This window comes from Asanoa siamensis (assembly GCF_016862555.1).
Lineage (GTDB): Bacteria > Actinomycetota > Actinomycetes > Mycobacteriales > Micromonosporaceae > Asanoa > Asanoa siamensis.
On record NZ_BONE01000001.1, the window covers coordinates 17,777 to 36,516 of the forward strand.

General features: G+C 74.0%; 16 protein-coding genes. 12 read left to right on the forward strand and 4 right to left on the reverse strand.

The genetic code is table 11. From position 1 onward, the window contains the following. Nucleotides 1-23: 23 nt before the first annotated feature. Nucleotides 24-404: a winged helix-turn-helix transcriptional regulator gene (locus tag Asi02nite_RS00075; RefSeq protein ID WP_203709978.1), complete on the reverse strand. Its 381-nt coding sequence runs from the start codon at nucleotides 402-404 to the stop codon at nucleotides 24-26. A gap of 47 nt (nucleotides 405-451) precedes the next feature. Between Asi02nite_RS00075 and Asi02nite_RS00080 the strand changes: the two genes are divergently transcribed. The 9 genes from Asi02nite_RS00080 to Asi02nite_RS00120 all read left to right on the forward strand — a co-directional run bounded on the left by Asi02nite_RS00080 (nucleotide 452) and on the right by Asi02nite_RS00120 (nucleotide 11,971). Beyond that, the gene (locus Asi02nite_RS00080) at nucleotides 452-1,201 is read left to right on the forward strand and encodes a Rossmann-fold NAD(P)-binding domain-containing protein (protein WP_203709979.1); all 750 of its coding nucleotides are present in this window, start codon (nucleotides 452-454) and stop codon (nucleotides 1,199-1,201) included. Between the two features lie 68 nt (nucleotides 1,202-1,269). Beyond that, on the forward strand, nucleotides 1,270-4,194 hold the full coding sequence (locus Asi02nite_RS00085; protein WP_239126363.1) for a hypothetical protein: 2,925 nt from the start codon (nucleotides 1,270-1,272) through the stop codon (nucleotides 4,192-4,194). Further along, complete coding sequence (locus Asi02nite_RS00090) at nucleotides 4,191-4,589, forward strand: BlaI/MecI/CopY family transcriptional regulator (RefSeq protein WP_203709981.1); 399 nt, start codon at nucleotides 4,191-4,193, stop codon at nucleotides 4,587-4,589. Before Asi02nite_RS00085 ends, Asi02nite_RS00090 begins: the two co-directional genes overlap by 4 nt. A gap of 3 nt (nucleotides 4,590-4,592) precedes the next feature. Then, nucleotides 4,593-5,498: a M56 family metallopeptidase gene (locus Asi02nite_RS00095; RefSeq protein WP_203709982.1), complete on the forward strand. Its 906-nt coding sequence runs from the start codon at nucleotides 4,593-4,595 to the stop codon at nucleotides 5,496-5,498. A gap of 143 nt (nucleotides 5,499-5,641) precedes the next feature. Beyond that, nucleotides 5,642-6,901: a cytochrome ubiquinol oxidase subunit I gene (locus Asi02nite_RS00100; protein WP_203709983.1), complete on the forward strand. Its 1,260-nt coding sequence runs from the start codon at nucleotides 5,642-5,644 to the stop codon at nucleotides 6,899-6,901. 15 nt (nucleotides 6,902-6,916) lie between these two features. Next, nucleotides 6,917-7,915 carry a cytochrome d ubiquinol oxidase subunit II gene (locus Asi02nite_RS00105; protein WP_203709984.1) on the forward strand — a complete coding sequence of 333 codons (999 nt, stop codon included), beginning with the start codon at nucleotides 6,917-6,919 and terminating at the stop codon, nucleotides 7,913-7,915. Further along, the gene (cydD, locus tag Asi02nite_RS00110) at nucleotides 7,912-9,564 is read left to right on the forward strand and encodes a thiol reductant ABC exporter subunit CydD (RefSeq protein ID WP_239126364.1); all 1,653 of its coding nucleotides are present in this window, start codon (nucleotides 7,912-7,914) and stop codon (nucleotides 9,562-9,564) included. The genes Asi02nite_RS00105 and cydD overlap by 4 nt, the downstream gene beginning before the upstream one ends. Beyond that, the gene (gene cydC / locus Asi02nite_RS00115) at nucleotides 9,561-11,258 is read left to right on the forward strand and encodes a thiol reductant ABC exporter subunit CydC (RefSeq protein WP_203709986.1); all 1,698 of its coding nucleotides are present in this window, start codon (nucleotides 9,561-9,563) and stop codon (nucleotides 11,256-11,258) included. Before cydD ends, cydC begins: the two co-directional genes overlap by 4 nt. A gap of 41 nt (nucleotides 11,259-11,299) precedes the next feature. Continuing rightward, nucleotides 11,300-11,971 carry a permease prefix domain 1-containing protein gene (locus Asi02nite_RS00120; protein WP_203709987.1) on the forward strand — a complete coding sequence of 224 codons (672 nt, stop codon included), beginning with the start codon at nucleotides 11,300-11,302 and terminating at the stop codon, nucleotides 11,969-11,971. Here the strand turns inward: Asi02nite_RS00120 and Asi02nite_RS00125 are convergent. Beyond that, a complete protein-coding gene (locus Asi02nite_RS00125; RefSeq protein WP_203709988.1) occupies nucleotides 11,968-12,294 on the reverse strand; it encodes a PadR family transcriptional regulator in 327 nt (108 codons plus the stop codon). The two genes, Asi02nite_RS00120 and Asi02nite_RS00125, sit on opposite strands and share 4 nt — an antisense overlap. Nucleotides 12,295-12,469: 175 nt before the next feature. Between Asi02nite_RS00125 and Asi02nite_RS00130 the strand changes: the two genes are divergently transcribed. From Asi02nite_RS00130 to Asi02nite_RS00140, 3 genes are all read left to right on the forward strand, one after another. Further along, on the forward strand, nucleotides 12,470-13,492 hold the full coding sequence (locus Asi02nite_RS00130; RefSeq protein ID WP_373312095.1) for a SatS C-terminal domain-containing protein: 1,023 nt from the start codon (nucleotides 12,470-12,472) through the stop codon (nucleotides 13,490-13,492). Nucleotides 13,493-13,554: 62 nt separating this feature from the next. Continuing rightward, nucleotides 13,555-16,332 carry a transposase gene (locus Asi02nite_RS00135; protein WP_239126365.1) on the forward strand — a complete coding sequence of 926 codons (2,778 nt, stop codon included), beginning with the start codon at nucleotides 13,555-13,557 and terminating at the stop codon, nucleotides 16,330-16,332. 106 nt (nucleotides 16,333-16,438) lie between these two features. Then, nucleotides 16,439-17,638, forward strand: coding sequence for an ABC transporter substrate-binding protein (locus Asi02nite_RS00140; protein WP_203709989.1), 1,200 nt, complete (start codon nucleotides 16,439-16,441; stop codon nucleotides 17,636-17,638). A gap of 83 nt (nucleotides 17,639-17,721) precedes the next feature. On the opposite strand, the gene Asi02nite_RS00145 is transcribed toward Asi02nite_RS00140, so the two are convergent. After that, entirely contained in the window at nucleotides 17,722-18,330 is a 609-nt protein-coding gene (locus Asi02nite_RS00145) for a GTP-binding protein (RefSeq protein WP_203709990.1), read from the reverse strand. Next, nucleotides 18,311-18,688, reverse strand: coding sequence for a DUF742 domain-containing protein (locus Asi02nite_RS00150; RefSeq protein ID WP_203701264.1), 378 nt, complete (start codon nucleotides 18,686-18,688; stop codon nucleotides 18,311-18,313). The genes Asi02nite_RS00145 and Asi02nite_RS00150 overlap by 20 nt, the downstream gene beginning before the upstream one ends. Nucleotides 18,689-18,740: the final 52 nt, after the last annotated feature.

Consider the following 18,740-nt stretch of genomic DNA (forward strand, 5'->3'; position numbering starts at 1 on the left):
CCGTGGCCGCCGAAGCGGAAAAGCTACTCGTCGCTGGCAGGCCCGGGCGTTGTGCGGGTGCGGGCCGCGGTGATTTCGGGTGCGTGCTCCACCGCCCACTCGCCGAGGGCGATTACCAGCGGTAGGAGGGAGCGGCCCAGGTCGGTCAGGGCGTACTCCACCCGCTCCGGGGTTTCGCGGCGGCTCACCAGACCGTCGCCCTCCAGGGTGCGCAGTGTGCGGGTGAGGATGCGGCGGCTCAGGTCGTGGATCGTGCGGTCCAGTTCGTTGAAGCCGTACGGGCCCGTGCTCAGCAGCGCCAGGACCAGCACGCTCCATTTTTCGCCTACGCGGCGCAGCACGTCGGTGGCCGGGCAGGCGGCTCGGTCGGTCGCCGTGACGGGTAGTGGGATCACCGGTGACATCGATGTGCCTTCTTTCCGTCGCGCGGGCGGGCGCACAGGATTCGAGTATGCGCACTGTGGTGATCGCGGGCGGTACGCGTGGCATCGGTGGAGCCCTGGCCGCGCGGCTGCGGGCGGCCGGAGACACGGTGGTCGCCATCGGCAGTGCCGACGCCGACCTCAGCTCCATCCGGCAGACGACCGACCTCGTCGGCCGGCTCCCCCAGCGGATCGACGCGCTCGTCCTGGCCGCCGGGCGGTTCAGCCAGCGGCGCGTCGTGACCGACGAAGGGCTGGAGCAGACCTTCGCCATCGGCGTGGTGAGCCGCTACCTCCTCGCGGAGCGGCTGCGGCCCGCCCTGGAGGCGGCCAGGACACCGGTCGTGCTCAACCTCAGCGGTACGGGCGGCATCCCGGCCGGGCGCATCCACTGGGACGACCTGCAACTCGAGCGCGGCTACACGATGTTCAAGGCGACCATGCAGGGCGCCCGGGCCCTCGACCTGCTCGGGGTGAGCTTCGCCGCGCGGGCGGGCCGGGTGCGCTACGTCCTCTACAACCCCTTGCTGGTCAACAGCGGCATGCACCGCCAACTCCGCCAACCCCTGCGCGCCCTCACCGGCGCCGCCGCAGCCGCCTTCGGTGCCACGACCTGCGCGATGGCCGAGCGGCTCGCGAACGTGTTGGACAACCCGCCCGACAAGCCGTTGACCGCGTACCGCCGGGGCGCGACCGTGCGCCTGACCCGCCCCGAGTTCGACCCCGAGGCCGCCGCCCGGCTCGACTCCGTCCTGTCGGCCCTGGTCCGCCGCCGGTAGCTGAGAAACGACCCCGCCGACCAGATGGAGGGATAGACGGGCGCGAAAGCGGATCTAGGATGACCGCCGTGGCAGGAGGTCGGGTCGTCGGCGTTACGGTCGCCATCCTGCTTGCCGCCGGTGGGGTCGTCGCCTACGGCGTCGACTCCGCGCTCGGGCTCAGCCACGCCGACGCTGACGTGCCCGTCGAGGCGACCAACCTCGCCCTCCGACCGCAGCCCGCGGCCGACGCTCCGACCATCGACGCCATCGCCGTCCCCGACGACCGCCTGATCGCCCGCGCCGCCGCGTCAGTCGCCGACGCGCTCGTCGCACGCGGCCGGCCCCGCCCCGCGATCGGCCACGATCACCCGAAGGCCCGCCTCCGGGCGCGGGTCGTCCTCCAGCCGGGAGCCGAGTCGCCCGAAAGCTATCGGCTGACCAACAGCGCCGACGGCATCACCGTCGAAGGCGCCTCCGCCCAGGGGACCGCAGCCGGGCTCTACGCGGTTGCCGACCGGATCCGGTCCGGTGCCGCCATCCCGGCCAACGAGGTCGTCACCCCGCGCGTCCCCCTGCGGCTGACCGACGCCGGCTCCGTCGGACGCGAAGCGGATCCCGCGGCCTTCCGCGGCGGCACCGACTACTCCCTCAACACCGACATCGTCGGCGGCGCGCTGCTGCCCGGCGCGCCCTGGGTCGACGCCGCGGCTGCCGACCGGATTGGAAACCAGTTCCGGCAGTTCGTCGACCACGCCGTCGCCCAGGGATACAACGGCATCGTCGTCCCGGGCTTCCTCGAGTACGTGACCTTCGCCGGCCTCGACGTCTACGACGACGCAGACCGGGCTCGGAACGAAGCCCTCGTGACCGCCTTCGCGCCGATCTTCGCGTACGCCGCCGACAACGGCATGCGGGTCTACTTCCTCACCGACATGCTCGCGCTCTCACCGCCACTCGAGCGCTACCTCGAACAGACCACCGGCGGCCTCGACGTCACCGACGAGCGGCTCTGGGCCGTCTACCAGCACGGCCTCGACGAGCTCTTCGACCGCATGCCGTACGCCAGCGGTCTGATGATCCGTGTCGGTGAGGGCGGCGCCGTCTACAAGCAGCGCGGCTGGGACTACGAGTCGCGGCTCGCCGTCACCACCCCCGCGGCCGTCCGGGCGATGTTGACCGCGCTGCTGCGAACCGCCGGCCAGCACGACAAGGACATCATCTTCCGCTCCTGGACCGTCGGCGTCGGCGCCGTCGGCGACCTGCACACCAACCCCGCCTCGTACGACGAGGTCCTGAGCGACCTCGACGATCCCCACCTGATCGTCTCCACCAAGTACACCGCCGGCGACTTCTACAGCCACCTCCCGCTCAACCCCACGATGAGCAGGGGCAGCCAGCGCCGGATCGTCGAGTTCCAGGCGCGCCGCGAGTTCGAGGCGTTCGGTGCCCTGCCCAACGACCTGACGGCCCTCCACCAGCAGGCGCTGCGGCACTTCCTCGACACCAACCCGCACGTCGAGGGCATCTGGACCTGGACCCAGGACGGCGGCCCCCTGCGCGCCGGCCCGATGTCGCTCTACCTGAGAACCGGCTTCTGGCAGATCTACGACCTCAACGCGTACGCCGCCGCCCGGCTCGCCTGGCAGCCCGGGACGCCGGCCGAGCACATCACCCGCGACTGGATCCACCAGACCCTCAGCACGGACCCCGTCACCGCCGACCGGATCGCCGGGATGTTCGCCCGCAGCCGCGCCGCGATCACCGAAGGCCTCTACATCGGGCCGTACGCGGACAAGAGCGTCAAGGCCCTCGGCCTCGAACCGCCGCCGATGATGTGGATCTTCGAGTGGGACATCGTCACCGGCGACTCGGCCGCGATCGACAGCATCTACGCGGTCAGCCGCGACCGGCTCGACGAGGCGATCGCCGACGGGGAGCGCGCCGTCGCGCTGGCCACCGAGATGCGCGACCTGATCACCGGAACCGACCCCGCGACCTGGCGCGACCCGGCGCTGCGCCAACACCTGGTCGACACCCTCGACTACCAGGTCGACCTCTTCACGACGCTGGCCGCCTACCGCACCACCGTCCTGCGCCACGCGCAATGGCTCGACACGGGCAGCCGACAGGCACAAGAACAGGAGCGACAGGCCCGCGCCGCGTACGAGGAGAGCCGAACCCGGCACCTGGCCCGGTACGGCGCCGACCTCGACCTGCCCGCCTACAACTTCACGGCCGCCGACCTGGGCCTCGACCGCTCCGCACGGGACCAGGCGATGGCCTGGCTCGCCCGGATCCTGCTCGCCGGCGTCCTGCTCGTCCTGCTGCTCGGCGCCACCGGCCGCAGCGCCACCTGCCGGGCCCTCTGGCTCGGTGCGACCCGCCCCTGGAAAGCCCCCGACGCGACCACACCGGCGCTCCTCGCGATCCCCGCCGCGGCCCTGCTCGCGAGCCGCCTCGCGTACACCTGGTTCGCAGCCCCCGCCCACATCGCGCTGACCCTCACCGCCTGGCTGCTCTTCGCCGTGGCGGTCCGGCTGATCTCCGGCCGGAACCGGGCGTGGGCCGTGGTCGGCGGCGTGGCCCTGATCCGGACCGCGCTGCTCCTCGCCGTCCTCAGCGTCCGTGGCCCGGGCCACTACTGGCTCCAGTTCTGGACCGCCCCGACCGCCCGCGCGGTCTACATCACGGTCGCCTTCGCCGCGTTCTGCTGGCTCTTCGTCGCCACGGCCCTGGCCTGCGGCGCCCGGGCCACGATCATGGCCGCCGGTGGCGCGCTCGCCGTGCTGGCCGGCGCCGTCGCCGCGATCGGCCTCGAACCGGCGCTGACGATCTGGAACGACCAACTCGCGCTGCTCCCCTGGGGCCTGTCGCGGATCCTCGGCATCACGGTCTACCTCGGCATCCCGCCGAGCCTGCCGGCCATCGCGGCCGGGACCGGCGCGATCGCCGCGACCGCGGCGGCCCTGGGCCGACGCCGACCTACTACGCCGGGTAGGATCGACGCGTGACGCGGTTGGGAGAGCTCGAGCGGGCGGTGATGGACGTCCTCTGGGACCGTTCCGGCCCGGCCACGGTCCGCGAGGTCGTCGACGCCCTGGACGGACGTGACCTCGCCTACACCACCGTGATGACGGTGCTCGACCGGCTCGCCGGCAAGGGCATGGTCGAGCGCGAGCGGCACGGCCGGGCCTGGAGCTACCTGCCGGCGGCGGGCCGCGACGCGTACATCGCCCAGCTCATGCTCGATGCCCTCGACCTCGCCGGCGAGCGGGACGCGGCGCTCGTGCGGTTCGCCCGCTCGGTGACCGGCGACGAGGCCGACGTGCTGCGGGCCGCCCTCGAAGCCGGCGGCACGACAACCGGCGGCGGCACGCCCAGCGGCAAGTCGCGAGACAAGGCCTGACCGATGCTCTACACCGCACACTTCGGCGCGGCGGTGCTGGGCTGTTACCTGATCGCCCTGGCGATGCTCCGGTCGCGCTGGCCGGCCTCCTCACCGACCATCGCGATCCTCTGCTGGCAGGGCGTCGGCCTCGCGGTCGGCCTGTCGGCCATCGGCATCCCGCTCTCGATCGGCCTCGCGCCCTACGCGGAGCCGCCGGGCACCTCGCTGCGCCTCCTCGCCGAGGACCTGGCCGGCGGCCGCCTCCCGGCCGAGCTCGGCGTCGGCCACCTCGCGCTGATCAGCGTCGGCCTCGGTGTCGGCGCCGTGCTGTTCTGGTCGACCGGCTCGAGCCTGCGGCACGCGTTCCGGGCCCGGCAGCGCCAGCGTGACCTGCTCGCCCTGGTCGCCCGGGCCGACCCGGCCGCGCCGGGCGCGCTGGTGCTGGACCACCCGAGCGCCACGGCCTACTGCGTGCCCGGCCTGCGCCCGCGCGTGGTGATCAGTGCCGGCGCGCTCAGCCTGCTCCCCCGCGCCGAGCTCGCTGCCGTGCTCAGCCACGAGCAGGCGCACGCCAAGGAGCGGCACGACCTCGTGCTGCTGCCGTTCACCGCGCTGGTCCGCGCCCTGCCCGGCGTGACCTGGGTGGTCCGCGCGCTGGCCGCCGTCGCCCTGCTGGTCGAGATGCGCGCCGACGACCGGGCCCGCCGCCAGCACACCGACGAGCTGCTGGCGGCCGCGCTCGCCCGGTTCGCCACCGCGCCGTCCCGGGCGACGCCCGCGGGCATGCTCGCCGCCGCCGACCACGACATCGTCGCCCGGGTACGCCGCCTGCGCGCGCCGCTCGGCCCCACGCCCCTGGCCGCCATGGCCGCCCTGACCGCCAGCACCATGCTGGCGATGCTGCCCATCGCGCTGTTCCTCGCGTAGAGACCCCGGGCACCCGATCTACGACAGTTCGTAGTAGAGTCATGATTATGACTACTACGAGCCGTAGGACTTATAGGTAGGGACGCTACGTGTAGAGTCGCTATAACAAGCGAACCTCACTATCCCCTCGGAGGGGCTTGGCCATGGACCCCTTGCCACTCGCGCGCCTGCAGTTCGCCACCACGACCTCGATCCACTTCCTGTTCGTGCTCGTGACGCTCGGCCTGGTGACGCTGCTGGTCTATCTGCAGACCGCGGCCTACGTCACGCGCAAGCCCGTCTACGAGCGGATGGTCCGCTTCTGGGGCACGATCTACTTGATCAACTACGTGCTCGGGATCGCGACCGGCATCGTCATGGAGTTCCAGTTCGGCCTGAACTGGAGCGGCCTGTCGCGCTACGTCGGCAACGTGTTCGGCGCCCCGATCGCGCTGGAGACACTGCTCGCGTTCTTCCTCGAGTCCACCCTGCTCGGCATGTGGATCTTCGGCTGGCACCGGCTCCGCCGCGGCACGCACCTGGCCCTGCTCTACGGCGTCGCCATCACCGCGTACGTGTCGGCGTTCTTCATCATGGCCGCCAACGCCTGGCTGCAGCACCCGGTCGGCTACGAGGTGCGCGACGGCATCGCCTACCTCACCGACTTCACCGCCCTGCTGACCAACCCGACGTTCACGATGGCGCTCGGTCACGTGGTCGCGGCCGCGTTGCTCACCGGCGGCATGGTGCTCGCCGGCATCAGCGCCTGGCTGCTGCTGCGCCGCAGCCCCGACTACGAGTTGCTGCGCAAGTCGCTGTGGATCGGCCTCGTGACGGTGACGATCGCCGGCGTCCCGCTGATGGGGTTCGGCTTCGCCCAGTTCGGCGCCGTCGGCCCCGTGCAGCCGACCAAGTTCGGCGACGACGCGGCCAAGGCGCAGGCCGTCGCGGACTTCACGGCGCGGTTCGGGCCGGGTGACTACCTGCCACCGCCGTACGCGAACGTCAGTCTCGGTTTCATGATCCTGATCGGGTTCACGCTCGCCTGGTCGTTCGTCATGCTGCCGCTGTTCTACCGCGACTGGATCGTCCGGCTGAAGTTCCCGCTGGTGATCGTCGGCCTCGCGCTGCCGTTGCCGTTCGTCGCCGCGATCCTCGGCTGGCTCACCCGCGAGGGCGGCCGGCAACCATGGGCCGCGTACGGACTGCTCACAGTGGACGACGCGGTTAGCCCCGTCAGCGGCGGCGTCATGCTGGCCTCCTTCCTCGGCTTCACCGCCCTGCTGCTCACCCTCGCGGTCACCAACTGGGTGCTGATCGCCAAGCGGGCCGCCAGGGGCACCGCCGATCCCGCCCTCGGCCGCAACCTGGCCGAGGTCACCGCCGCGGACGACGAGCGCCGGCCCGAGCCGGTCCTGGCCTAGGTCGAAGGAGACGCGATGGAACTCGCCTGGTACGCCGTGCTCGGCGTCAGCTTCGCCGCCTACCTGGTGCTCGGCGGCTTCGACTACGGCGTCGGCCTGCTGCTCGCCGGCACCCGCGACGAGCGCGACCGCCGCGCCGCCCTCACCGCCGTCGGCCCGTTCTTCCTCGGCAACGAGGTCTGGCTGGTCGCCACCGTCGGCATCCTGTTCGGCGCCTTCCCGCGGTTGGAGGGCGAGTTGCTGGCGGGCTACTACCCGGCGGTCGTCGCCGCGGTGGCCGGTGTGGTGCTGGTCACCGTCGCCGTCCAGTTGCGCGGCCGTCCCGAGCGGTTGGCGACCCGGGCCCGCTGGGACCGCGCGGTGATCGCCGGCAGCGTGCTGGCCGCCCTCGGCTGGGGCGCGCTGCTCGGCGGTCTGCTCCAGGGCCTCCCGCTGGACGCCGCCGGGCACGTCGCCGGCATCGGTCATCTGGCCACGCCGTTCGTCGCCGCGACCGCGATCACACTGGTGACGCTCGTCGCAGTGCACGGCGCCGCCTTCCTGGCCCTGCGCATGCCGGCCGATCAACTGCCGGAGCGCGCCGCGCTGGTCCGGCGGCTCGTGCCGGCGGCCCTCGGCGCCGTCGCCCTGGCCACCGTGCTCGGCCTGCTCTCCGCCGACGTCCGGGCCGCGGTCAGGTGGCCGATCCTGTTGCCGTTGCTGCTGATCGTGCTGGCCCTCGGCGCGGCCCGGGCGCTTTCGGGAAGCCGTCCGGGCTGGGCCTTCGTCGCCACCTCGGGCGCGCTGGTGGCCGTGGTGCTGGCCGTCGGCCTCGGTCGGTACCCGGCCGCGCTGGTGTCGACGACCGATCCGGCGGCGACGCTGACCGTGCCGGAGGCGGCGGCGGCACCCTCGACCCTGGGCCTACTTACCTGGGTGGCCGCCCCGTTCGTTCCCGTGCTTATAGGCTTCCAGGCGATGTGCTGGTGGGTGTTCCGGGGACGGATCGACGGAAAGGCGCCGGTTTACTGGTGAGTCGCCGCCGACCGTTCGACCCGCGGTTGCTGCGCCGGGTGCCCGCCACCCGGCGCCATCTCGCCGTGCTCGGCCTGGCCGGGGTGGCCACCGCGGTCGTGGTCGTGCTCCAGGCCACCGCCCTCGCGGCGGTCCTCGCGGCGGCCGCCGGCGGGCGGCTCGACCGCACCGCCCTCGGCCTCTTCGTCGCCCTGGTCGCCGTGCGCGCCGGGCTGGCCTGGGCGCAGGGCGCGGTCACCGCGTGGAGCGCCGCCGCGGTCAAGGAGTCCCTCCGGGTCGAGTTGCTCGGCTCGGTCACCCGGCGCGACCCGGCCTGGCTCGCGGGGCAGCGCGGCGGCTCGCTGGCGACGCTGGTCGGTCGCGGGCTGGACGGGCTCGACGCCTACTTCACCGGCTATCTCCCGCAACTCGTGCTCGGCGTCACGATCCCGATCGCGGTGCTGGCCCGGCTGGTGTTCGCCGACTGGACGTCCGCCGTGATCGTCGCGGTGACCATCCCGCTGATCCCGATCTTCGGCGCGCTGGTCGGCTGGCAGGCGCAGGTCGCCACCGAGCGGCAGTGGCGCCGGCTGTCCCGGCTCGGCGGCCACTTCCTCGACATGCTGCGCGGGCTGCCGACGCTGCGCGCGTTCGGCCGGGCCCAGGCCCAGGTCGACGTGGTGCGCCGGATGGCCGACGCCCACCGCGCGGCGACCATGCGTACCCTGCGCATCGCCTTCCTCTCCGCCCTGGTGCTCGAACTGGTGGCGACCATCTCGGTGGCGCTGGTCGCCGTGCCGGTCGGGCTGCGGCTGCTCTCCGGCGGCATGACCCTGCAGGTGGCGCTCCTGGTGCTGCTGCTCACGCCGGAGGCGTACCTGCCGCTGCGGGCCGCCGGCAGCAAGTTCCACGCGAGCCTGGAGGGGTTGACCGCGCTCGACGAGGCGCTCTCGGCGCTGCCCGACGAGACGCCGGTGCCGGCCGGCGGCGCCGTGCCGCGGCGCGGCCCGATCGTGCTGTCCGGCGTGACCGTCGCGTACGACCGGACGACGGCCCTGCGCGACGTCTCACTGACGATCCGGCCCGGCGAACGCGTGGCGATCATCGGCCCGTCCGGCGCCGGCAAGAGCACCCTGCTCGCGCTGCTGCTCGGCTTCGTCCGGCCCACCGCGGGCCAGGTGCTGGTCGACGGCGTCGACCTGGCCGGCGCCGACCTCACCGCCTGGCGCCGCCAGGTGGCCTGGGTGCCACAGCGCGCGCACCTGTTCGCCGGGACGGTCGCCGACAACGTGCGGCTCGGCGCGCCCGACGACGCCGACGTCGAGAAGGCCGCCGCGGCCGCCGCGCTCGACGAGGTCGTCGACGGGCTCCCCGACGGTTGGGAGACCAGGCTCGGCGAGCGGGGGTACGGGCTGTCCAGCGGCCAACGGCAGCGGATCGCGCTGGCCCGGGCGTTCCTGCGGGACGACGCCGCGCTGGTGCTCCTGGACGAACCGACCGCCCGCCTCGACGCGGCGTCCGAGGCGGCCGTGGTCGAGGCCACGGTGAACCTGCTGGCCGGGCGCACGGGCGTCTTCGTCGCGCACCGGCCCGCCCTGCTCGCGGCCGCCGACCGGGTGCTGCGGGTCGAGGAGGGCGTCGTGACCGAGCTCACGGCGGTGCCGACATGACCGCCGCCGAACGCGCCGTCCTCCGGGTCGCCCGCCCGTGGCTGAGCCGGCTGCTCGGGGCCGGGCTGCTGGCCGCGGGCACGGAACTCGCCGGCCTCGCGCTGATGGCCACCGCGACCTGGCTGCTGATCACCGCGGCCGGGCAGCCGCCGGTGGCCGCGCTGACGGTGGCGATCGTGGCCGTCCGCACGCTGGCGATCGCCCGCGGCGTGCTGCGCTACACCGAGCGGCTGGCCGGCCACGACGCCGTCCTGCGGATCATCACCGAGGTCCGCACCCGGATCTTCCGGACGCTCGCCGACCGCCCGGCCCGGGCCACCGACCGGTCCGGCGACGCGCTGAGCCGGCTCGTGTCCGATGTCGACGCCGTGCAGGACCTGCTGCTGCGGGTGCTGGTGCCCGGCGCCGCGGCCGGCCTGGTGGCGGTGCTCGCGGTGATCGGTGCCGCGATCGTCAGCCCGCCGGCCGCGCTGCCGCTGGCAATCGGGCTGCTGCTCGCCGCCGTCGCGCTGCCCGCCCTGGGCAGCGCCCTGACCCGGCGCACCGCCGCCCGGGTGGCCCCGCTGCGCGGCGCGCTCGCCGTCGACGCGGTCGACCTGACCGCGGGCGCGGCCGACCTGGCCGCCTTCGGGGCGACCGACACGGCCCTCGCCAAGGCCGCGGGCCGCGCCGCCGAGCTGTCCCGGCTGGAGCGGCGGCTGGCCCTGGTCGGCTGGGCGGTCGACGGGGCGGGCGTGCTGCTCGCCGGCGCGACCGCCGCCGTCGTGGTGCTCACCGCGCTGCACGCCGGCACGTCCGGCACCCTCGTCGGCGTGCTCGCCGTCGGCACCATCGCGGCCGTCGAGTCGGCGCTGGCCCTGGTCGGTGCGGCGCGGCAGCGTACCCAGCTCGGCACCGCCCTCACCCGGGTCGCCGCGCTGCTCGACGAACCAGCGGCCGCGCGAGCGGACGACGCGCGGCCCGACGACGACGCCGTGCCGGGCCTCGACCAGGTGTCGGTCACCTACCGGGCGGGCGCGGCGCCCGCGCTCGACGGGGTGACCCTGCGGCTGCCGCCCGGCTCGCGGGTGGCGGTGGTCGGTCCCAGCGGCGCCGGCAAGAGCACCCTGCTGGCCGTGCTGGCCGGCGCGGTCCGGCCCGACAGCGGCCGGGTCGCCGGGGCCGGCGACCCGCACCGGGTCGGCGGGCTGTTCGCCGACGCCCACGTGTTCCACGCCCCGGTCCGCGACAACCTGCTGCTGGCCCGCCCGGGTGCCGCCGACGACGAACTCGCGGCCGCGGCGGCGCCGGCCGGCTTCCTCGACTGGGTGCGTGACCAGCCCGCCGGCTGGGACACCGAGGTCGGCGAGGACGGCGGTCAGCTCTCCGGCGGCCAGCGCCAGCGGTTGCTGCTGGCCCGGGCGCTGCTGCTGCGCCCCGAGGTGCTGGTGCTCGACGAGCCGACCGAGGGGCTCGACCCGGCCGCCGCCGACGCCGTGCTGGCCGCGGTGGTCGCGGCCAGCCCCGGCGCGTTGGTGCTGGTCACCCACCGGCTGCAGGGGCTGGCGGGGTTCGACGAGATCCTGGTGCTCGACTCCGGGCGGGTGACCCAGCGCGGCCGCCACGCGGACCTGGTCACCCAGCCCGGCTGGTACCGCGAGCAGTGGCTGGTGCAGCAGGCCGACGAGCAGGGCTACCTGACACTTAGGGGATAGACCGGAGGCCCCGGGGCCGCACGCATGGCATCGTGGGGGCCATGCACGCCGGGTCCGCCAGCCTTGTCGACGAGCACATCCAGCGGCTCGACCGGGCACTGTCCGGGCCCGTGAGGCTCAAGCGCCGGATGCTGACCGAGGCCCGCGACGGCCTCGACGACGCGGTGCGCGACCTCTGCGACGCCGGCCAGCCACCGGCCGCGGCCCAGCGGCAGGCGGTGACCGAGTTCGGCGCCGTCGACGAGGTCGCACCGGCCTTCCAGGCCGAACTGGCCGCGTCGGCCGCCCGGGTGCTGGGCCTGCGGGTGCTGGCGGTCTTCGCGGTGACGGCCATCTGCAGTGACCTGATGTGGCAGGGCGCCCCGTGGACCGGGCCGCAGCCCCCGCTGGGCTATCTCGTGCTCTCCGCGAGCGTCGACTGGCTCGGCAAGGTCGCGATCGCCTCCGCCCTGCTGGGCAGCCTGACCCTGTGGGTGGCGACCCGCCGGGGCCGCGGGGTGCCGCGCCGGGTGCTGCGCCGCGCGACGGCCGGCCTGGTCGGCGTGCTCACCCTGATCGCGACCACGTCGACGGCGCTCTTCGCCTGGTCGGCCGGCATGTGGGACACCGCGCTCACCTGGCCGCCGATGATCGCCGGTGGGGTCGCGATGGCGGCCGCGGCCGTCTGGCTCAGCCGCGCGGCGTCGACGAGCCTCGCGGCGTCAAAGGCCTAGGACGGCTCGGCGCCGAGGAACCGGCCGACCGTGGAGCTGAACTCGGTCCAGCTGGCCCGCTCACCGGCCAGCGCGCGGCGGCCCGGCCCGGTCAGCTCGTAGGTGCGGCGCTCGCGGCCGTTGACGGTGCTCCAGGTGCTGTCGACGAAGCCGGCCCGCTCCAGCCTGCGCAGCGCGGGATAGACGGTGCCCGTGGGCAGGTTGAGCGAACCGCCGCTGCGCGCCTTGAGCGCCTCGATGACCGCGTATCCGTGCAGCGGGCCGCCCTCGAGCACCGACAGCAACAGGGCGTCGAGGTGGCCGTGCAGCGCCTGCGCCTTCATAAGTAGGAAGACTACTAGTGAGGGCGGCGCGACGCCAGGGACTCGCCACCCCGGGGTGCGGTCGGTGGAGCGGGCGGGCGCACACTAGGGTGTTCGTGCGCGAAGTCTCACACCGCACGTCTCCGTGCGCGAGTCACCACCGCACGCCCGAAACACACCACTCCCGGAGGTCAGCGTGGCGCGCCAGTCCAACCGGTCCAAGGCCAAGTCGCCGACTCCGGACGAGCCGGTGACCGAGGTCGAGGAGACCACGGCAGACGACGAGGCGCCCGCCGCGGACGAGCCCGAGATCGTCGAGGCCGTCGCCACCGAGGACGACGACGAGGCGGGTGTCGACCCGGCCGAGCAGCGCGCGTTCTGGGAAGACCTGCGCATCGACCCGGTCGAGATCGCGCTGCCCGCCGGCACCGGTTACACGCTGCGCGCCTACCGGCTCTCCACCGAGCTGACGCCGACCGACACCTCCGACCGCGAAGAGGACGACCTGTTCGCCGCCCGGGCCCGCGCCGACGAGGACGAGGACGACGACGCCGACCTCTTCACCGACGAGGAGCTGGCCGAGCAGGCCGAGGCCGCCGGCCGCGAGGAGCGCCGCAAGGCCCGTGGCGACGACGAGGACGACGAGGACGAGGCCGACCACGACGAGGTCGAGGAGCCGACGGCCGAAGACGAGCACGAAGAAGACGAGGACGAGGACGACGAGCCGGAGGCCGAGGAGGTCCCCGTCTTCCTCACCCACCGCGGCAAGCTGCTGCTCTTCCGCAGCGCCGAGGGCCTGGTGAGCTTCGTCCGCTCCGGCGCACCGCACGACCTCGCCCAGGTCGACACGTGGACGCGGCTGGCCGAACGGCTCGAGCCGGCCAACGTCGCCCCGCTCGACGAGGACTCCTACGAGCTCGACCTCGTGGTGGAGAACCTGCGCGGCGGGCACGACAGCTGGGACCCGCCGCTGATCATCGAGGCCGGCGAGGTCGCCCGCGACCTGGCCTACGCGTTGCGGCTGCCCTCGGTGCTTGACATGCTGTCACCCGGAAACAGCCTCGACGACCTCGACGAAGCCCTGCGTGGCGTGGTCGACGGAGGCATCGGCGGCTTCATGGCACGCCGACGACTCCGGAAAATCGGGGCACAAACGGCAAGTCTGGGCTGGCGCACGATTATCGGCAAGATCTCTGCCGCTGTGGACTGGCGCGACTGACCCCTAACCAGGGACCATCAGTCCTTGGCACACGCGTTGTGCCCGGGGAGGAGGACGACAGCGTGGCACTCGTGCGGGTGTACTGCGGTCTCGCATCTGCGGAACCGACGGGTCGGCCGGCGATCGCTGGCACAGGCCTGACGGCCGCCGTTGTCGACGACGCCGGGCGGTTGCTCGACGTCTGCGAGATCACCGACGACCCGGCGGGTTACGCCCAGCTCGGCGCCAGGCTCGCCGAGCGGGCCAACGGCCCTGGCTCCGCCGCGATCGCCGCCGACAGCGACGACCACGAGGTGACGTCGCTGCTGTCCGCCGCCGGTCGGCCGCTGGCCATCGCCGATGACGACGCCGTCGACGACTTCGCCGAGCGGTTCGCCGACGACGAGTCGCTCGAAGAGATGGAGTCGCCCGCGGCCGAGCGCCGCGCGGTCGGCCTCGCCCGCGCGCTGCAGGCCGGTGCCATCTTCGCCGTCGGCCTCCCGGTGCCCCGCGACCTCGTGCCCTTCCGGCCTGTCCTGGCCGCCCACTCCGCGCTCGCCGGCGGCCGGCACGCCGCCGCCGCGACGCTGCGCGAGGTGCTCCGCGAGCTCTACCCCGCGGCCCTGCGCGCCTACTCCGACCCGGCCGAGCCGCTGGCCCTCGCGGTCCTCGACGCGCTGCCCGAGGCCGGCATGCTCTCCGGTCCCACCGCCCGGGGTCGCGACCTCCCGGTGGCCGCCGAGGCGGTCGCCAAGCGGCTCGCCGCCGAGGGCGCCGGCGATCTGGCCGCGGTCACCGAGGCGATCACCGCCCTGCGCGTGGCCATCTCCGAGACCCCGCGCCGCGGCACCGTCAACAAGTCGCTCGCCAGCGCCTCGGCCGAAGCCGTGCGCCAGGCCGTGGCCGCGGTGCGCTCCTGCGACGAGGGCTGCGCGGCGCTGGTCGCCACGCTGGCCGAACGCACGACCCCGCTGACGGCGGTCCCGCGTCGCCCGGTGCGGCGCGCCGCGGTGGCCGACACGACCGAGACCACCGAGCCGGCGGCGACACCGGCCGGGCTGCACGCCCTGCCCCTGCCGCTGCCCGACCGCTCCACGGGCCGTCGGCACCGGCCCGAGCCGGCCGCCGCGGCCACCACGCCGCGCGCGCTGACCACCCCGCCGGTCGCACCGGCGCCGGTCACCCCGCCGCCGACCGCGCCCACCCCGGTCTCCACGACCGCCGCCGCGCCGTTCGCCGAGCCGGCCCGGCCGGCCGAGCCGCAGCGGGCGGGCAACCAGTCGCGGCCGCCCAACGCGCCGCGCCACCCGGCCGCCTCGCGCTCCGCTTCCCGGTCCGCCGAGCCGCGCACGCCCACGCGCGCGGCCGAGGCGCCGCGCGGCATCCCGCCGGTCCGCTCGACGGAGCCGCTGACGCCACCGCGCACGCCGCGGCCGCCGGCGATCACCCCTCCGGCCGCCCTGGCCAACCCCACGCCGGCCAACGGCACGCCGATGCCCTCGCGCAGCCCGGGCCACGCCTGGTCGACCGGCTTCGACGGCACGAGCCGCTACGAGCCGACGCCCACGTCGGCGCCGCCGCAACCGCCGACGCCCGCCACGCTGCAGCCGCCGACCCCGGTCAGCCCGGCCGCGTCCACGACGACGCCGCTGCCGGGCCGCCCGGTCTCCGCCGGCCCGGCCAACAAGCCGGTCTCCGTGCCGCCACCGCCGCCGGGCATCACCCCGATCCCCGCGCAGCGGCCGACCGCGCCGACCCTGCCGACCACGCAGCGCCCGACCACCCCGACCACGCAGCGGCCTGCCGCGCCGGCCGCCCAGCGGCCCAGCGTGCCGCCCGCCGAGGCCGGCGAGCCGTTCCGGGCCACGCTCACCAACGCAGCGATCAACTCGGCGCGGGCCGAGCGCAAGCGCCCGACCGTCATCCCGCCCCGGGCCAACGGCCGCAACGCGCCGACCCCGCCGCCGGAGCCGCCGGTCACCGGTTTCCAGGCCACCGACCTGAGCGTCCCGGTGCCCGCGCCGCGGCCCGAGCCGGGTGCCCGGGCCAACTGGCCGCTCGTCGACAACACCTCCGACGACCGGGCCAACGGCGAGCCGCGCTTCCCCGACCTGAGCGAGTTGCCCCCGAGCGAGCTCGACCGGCCGACCTACTCCCCGGTTGGCGACGACCGCGTGACGCCGCCGTGGCTCGCCGACGACATGCCGCCGGAGCCGCCGATCCTGCGGCTGGTCGAGCCGCCGCCGCTGGCCGACCGCGCCCTACGCGACGACAGCCCGCGGGAGACCCGCTCGCGCAGCCGGGCCGCCGAACGGTCGTCCGACTACGCCGCGCGCTACGAGACGCCGCCGCTGCGCCTCGTCGACACGACCTCCGACACCGGCAGCCACCAGTTGCCGATCGGCATCAGCGCGCCGCCGGTCTCCGAGGGCGAGGGCGACGGCGATCTGCTGATCTTCGCGGCCGCCCGGTCCGCCTGGTTCACGGGTCACACCGAGGAGCACGAGGACCTGAGCTGGTCGTCGGTCGCCGACACCGGCTGGCGCGCCGCCGAGAAGGCGTCCGCGCCGTCCATCGGCCTCGAGACCCAGTCCGGCCTGCCGCGCCGGGTGCCGCAGGCCAACCTGGTGCCCGGTTCGCCGCTGCGCGAGGAGCGACCGCTGCGGATCGTCCGCGACGCCGCGAGCATCGCCGCGCACACCACCGGTTACTTCCGCGGCTGGCGCCGCGGCCAGGAGATCGGCGGCTACGCGGTCGGCGGGCGCCCGGGTCGCGAGGCCGCCGGCGGCTGGGACTTCAGCCGTGACCACGGTGGACGCGACGAGAGCCAGGAATACGAATACCGGTCAGCCCGGTCGTGACTCGGACGGGTATTTCCGCGATTTGACGGCGGGCCTGCCGGCCCGGGAGCATACGCGCGTGGTATCTGGCGACTGGCGTCGCCGGGCTGTTGAAAGGCGGCACCAGATGGCCAAGCCGGCGCTCGACCGGACCCGGATAACGCGGCGGGGAGTCCTCGTCGCAGCCGCCGGGACGCTGTTCACGGCCGCCTGTGGCACCGACGAGAGCAACAGCCCGGGTCCGACCACGCGGGGCTCCGAGGAGCTCATCATCGGCGCCAGCCTGGAGCTGACCGGCCCCGGCTCGGCGCACGGTGTGCTCCAGGAGCGCGCCCTGCGGATCACCGTCGACACGCTCAACGAAGAGGGCGTGCCGGTCGGCAACCTGCGGCGCCGCATCAAGATGATCTACCGCGACAACGGCAGCCGGCCGGAGACCGCCGCACAGCAGGCCACCGAGCTCATCTCGAAAGAGAACGTGCACGCGCTGATCGGCGGCATCACGGCCGAGACCTCGCTGGAGATGCTCAAGGTCGCGCAGACCGAGCAGGTGCCGTTCATCTCGCTCGCGGCGGCCGACGGCATCATCACGCCGCTTCCCCAGCGCACCTACATCTACAAGCTTCAGCCCAACGCCGAAGACGTCGCCCGGATGATGGCCGACCTGCTGGCCGCGAAGCCCAAGGTCGGGCTGATCTACTCCGGCGGGGCCTACGGTCAGGCCGGCCTCGCCGCCGTGCGCAAGGCGCTCGGCGGCAAGCTCGCGGCCGAGTCCCAGCTCCCGCCGACCGGCAGCAACGTCTCGACGGCCGTCCGCAAGGTGGCCGACGCGGCACCGGACGCCGTCATCATCTGGGCGCAGGCGCCAGACTCGGGTGCCGCGGTGCAGGCGCTCCGCGCGGCCAGCTTCGGCAAGCAGGTCGTCTTCGACCCGGGTGCGGTCGCCGACGACACGCTCACGGGCGACAACGCGACCGCGGCCCAGGACGCCTTCGCCATCCACCCGTCCTCTCTGGCGGGCATGTCGCTGACCGACACGACGATGGCCGACCTCGACCGGCGGGACTTCATCTACCGCTACATCCAGAAGCACGGCGCCTTCCGCGGCTTCGCGCCCTACACGTCCGACGCCGTGCGGCTGATCGCCAACGCGGCGCGGCTGGGCCGCAGCGTCGACCGCGGGCGCATCCGGGTCTACCTGGAAAACCTGATCACCGAGGGCATCGCCGGTTCGTACGACTTTCAGCCGATCAAGCACGGCGGCATGACCGCCGACTCGCTGGCCGTCTTCCAGGTCACCAACGCGGCCTGGGTCCGCGTCAACTGACAGCGCCACACAAGAAGCCCCACCGCCGCGGCGGTGGGGCTTCTTTCTGCTGTGGGTGAGGGGTGCTGCCCCGCCCCGGCCCGTCAGGCCGGGGCGACCGCGCGGGACCGGCGCATGCTCAGCACGTATTCCACGAGGCTGATCAGCACGTGCTTGGTCGACTCGCGGTTACGGGCGTCGCAGGCCACGACCGGAACGTCGCTGGAGATCGCGAGCGCGTCGCGGACGTCCTGCGGGTCATGGTATTGAACGCCGTCGAAGCAGTTGATCGCCACCAGGTAGGGCAGGCGGCGATGCTCGAAGAAGTCGATAGCGGCGAAACAGTCGGCCAGTCGACGGGTGTCGACGAGCACGATCGCCCCGATCGCACCCCGCACCAGCTCGTCCCACATGAACCAGAACCGGGTCTGGCCAGGCGTGCCGAACAGGTAGAGGATCAGATCCCGGTCGATCGTGATACGGCCGAAGTCCATCGCGACGGTCGTGGTCGTCTTGCCCGGCACCTGCCGGGTGTCGTCGACGCCGACGCCGGCCGAGGTCATGATCGCCTCGGTAGTCAGCGGCGTGATCTCGGACACCGACCCGACCAGCGTGGTCTTGCCGACGCCGAACCCGCCGGCGATGACAATCTTCGCCGACGTAACACGGCCAGCGCTCGGGCGGTGCGTCACGTCAGAGCCTGCGAAGTCCACTCAGCACCCTCTCCAGCAGTTCAGTGCCCACCGCATCGTTCGTATCTTCCAGTGAGGTCGGTTCGTAGACCGCGACGAGCCCGTCCGCGGCCATATCGGCGATCAGGACCCGGGCAACACCCAGTGGGAGCTGCATCCGGGCCGCGATCTCCGCGAGCGACTGCAACCGGCCGTCACACAACGCGGCGATGTATTGGTGCTCGCGGCCGTGCCCACCCTTGGTGGAGTTGGCGGTGCGGCCACGGACCGTCGTTTCGACGAGTGCCTCGAGGGCGATCTCGAGCCTGGGCCGGGTGCGGCCGCGGGTGACGGCGTACGGCCGCACCAGCGCGCCGGTTGGCTCGTCCCTGTCGGTCATCGCCGTTCACCCCCTTCTCGCATCCGTTGCGCCCGGCCCGACCGATCGGGAC